The organism is Caldimonas sp. (genome assembly GCF_046289365.1).
Lineage (GTDB): Bacteria > Pseudomonadota > Gammaproteobacteria > Burkholderiales > Burkholderiaceae_C > Caldimonas.
The window spans coordinates 1-2377 of the sequence record NZ_JBKBVU010000313.1 but is presented as its reverse complement, the minus strand read 5'-3'; the positions used below and the strand labels follow the sequence as shown (position 1 = coordinate 2377).

Below are 2377 nucleotides of genomic sequence, written 5' to 3'. Positions count from 1 at the left end.
AACCCCGCCGCCCCGCCCGGCTGGCGTCCCTGCGGGATGACAAGCCGCCGCGCTGCTGACGCTGCACCGGGCAGTGTTTTGGACGCAGGTCAAGCCCGCTGCCAGCCCGGTGCCGCTAGCATGGGCCCACAAGGGGACACCATGCACATCCACTTCCTCGGTGCCGCCGACACGGTCACCGGCTCCAAGCACCTCGTGGACACCGGCTCGCACCGCATCTTGCTGGACTGCGGCCTGTTCCAGGGCTACAAGAACCTGCGCGAACGCAACTGGTCGCGCCTGGCCGTGTCAGCCCGGCACATCGACACCGTGGTGCTCAGCCACGCCCACCTGGACCACAGCGGCTACCTGCCGGCACTGGTGAAGCAGGGCTTCCACGGCCGCGTGTTCGCCACCCCCGCCACCTGCGACCTGGCCGAGGTGCTGCTGCTCGACAGTGCCCACCTGCAGGAAGAGGACGCACGCCGCGCCAACCTCTACGGCTATTCGAAACACACCCCGGCCGAGCCGCTGTACACCGTCGAGGACGCACGGCGGGCCCTGAACCGCCTGCATCCCCTGCCCTTCGGCGAGGAGATCGAGCTGCATCCGGAGGTGACGGTGAAATACACCCCGGCCGGCCATCTGCTGGGCGCGGCTGCGGTCACCCTGCGTTGCCAGGGCCGCACCATCGTCTACTCCGGCGACCTGGGGCGCCACAACGACCTGCTGATGCCCCCGCCCGAGCCGGTGCACGAGGCCGACGTGCTGCTGGTCGAATCCACCTATGGCAACCGCCTGCACCCCGCCGACGATGTGCTCAAGCTGCTGGGCGACCTGATCCGCACCTGCTTGCAGCGCGGCGGCTCGGTGCTGATGCCCACCTTCGCCGTGGGCCGCGCACAGGCCCTGATGCTGGCGCTGCACCGCCTCAAGCGCGCCGGCGAGATCCCCGCCCAGGTGCCCATCTTCCTCGACAGCCCCATGGCTGCCGAGGCCACGCAGCTCTACGAGCGCCACCAGGCCCTGCTGCGCGTGCCGCCCGAGGAGGTGGCCCACCTGTGCGACGGTGTGACCTTGGTCGACAGCCCGCAGGCGTCCGAAGCCCTGACGCGCTCGCACTATCCGCGCATCGTGCTGTCGGCCAGCGGCATGGCCACTGGCGGGCGCGTGCTGCATCATCTCAAGGTGATGGCCCCCCACCCGAAGAACCTCATCGTCTTCCCCGGCTTCCAGGTGGGCGGCAGCCGCGGCGCCAAGATGATCGCCGGAGCCACCGAGGTGAAGATCCATGGCGAGTATGTGCCCGTCAAGGCCGAGGTGCGTCACCTGGAAGGCTTTTCCGGCCATGCCGATGCCGGTGAGCTGATGGACTGGCTGCGCCATTTCCGCAAGCCGCCGCGTCACACCTATGTCGTGCATGGTGAACCCGAGGCCGCCGATGCCCTGCGCACCCGCATCAAGGAAGATCTGGGCTGGCGTGTGAGCGTGCCCGATCACCTGGCCCGCATTGAACTGGACTGACGCGGCCGTGGACCTCACCGGGCTGCCTTCGCATTGGCTGGGACTGGCCGTGGCCCTGGGCTGCGGCCTGCTGATCGGACTGGAGCGCGAGCGCCGCAAGGGGCAAGGCCCCGCACGCCAGCCCGCCGGCATCCGCAGCTTCACGCTGGCTGCCCTGGCTGGCGGTTTCGCCCACGCGCTGCAGCAGCCCGCCCTGGTGTTCGCCGGCGCGCTGATGGTGATCGCGCTGGCTGCGGTGGCCTACCTCAAGAGCCGCTCCGAAGACCCGGGCCTGACCACCGAGCTGGCCCTGTTCGTCACCTACCTGGTGGGCGTGCTGGCCGTCGTGGCGCCGGCCCTGGGTGCGGCCTGCGGCGCCGGCGTGGCCGCCCTGCTGGCCGCGCGCACCTGGCTGCATCGCCTGTCCACGCAGTTGCTCAGCGAACAGGAAGTGCAGGACCTCATGCTGCTGGCCGCGCTGGCCCTGGTCGTGGTGCCCCTGCTGCCTGCCCAGCCCCTGTCCTGGCTGGGCGGCATCCAGCCCCGCTCCCTGGGGCTGCTGCTGGTGCTGATCCTTGCACTGCAGGCCCTGGGTCACGTGGCCACACGCTGGCTGGGCCCGCGGCTCGGCCTGGCCGCCTCGGGCTTCTTTTCCGGCTTCGTTTCCAGCACCGCCACCGTGGCTACGATGGGTGCGCGCCACCGTACCCATCCGGAACACCCGGGCTGGCATGCGGCGGCCGGGGTGATGTCCGGTGCGGCGACCTGGCTGCAGGCGCTGGTGATGTCGATGGCCCTGGCGCCGGCTGCCGCGACCACGCTGGCGCCCAGCGCGCTGGCCGGCGCTGCCGTGGCCCTGGGCGTGGGTAGCTGGCTGCTGCGCCATGCGCTGCCC

The 2377-nt window shown here is 70.8% G+C and carries 2 protein-coding genes; both read left to right on the top strand.

The annotated features are described in order from the left end of the window. Positions 1 to 141: 141 nt before the first annotated feature. Positions 142 to 1503, top strand: a complete 1362-nt coding sequence (locus tag ACK42S_RS17465) for an MBL fold metallo-hydrolase RNA specificity domain-containing protein (protein ID WP_409710598.1) — start codon at positions 142 to 144, stop codon at positions 1501 to 1503. Continuing rightward, a partial coding sequence (locus tag ACK42S_RS17460) for a DUF4010 domain-containing protein (RefSeq protein WP_409710595.1) occupies positions 1490 to 2377 on the top strand: 888 nt, incomplete at its 3' end. The genes ACK42S_RS17465 and ACK42S_RS17460, both read left to right, overlap by 14 nt.

Excerpts from the sequence above, each read along its gene's own strand:
- ACK42S_RS17465 (WP_409710598.1), top strand. The coding sequence starts at position 142 with ATGCACATCCACTTCCTCGGTGCCGCCGACACGGTCACCGGCTCCAAG.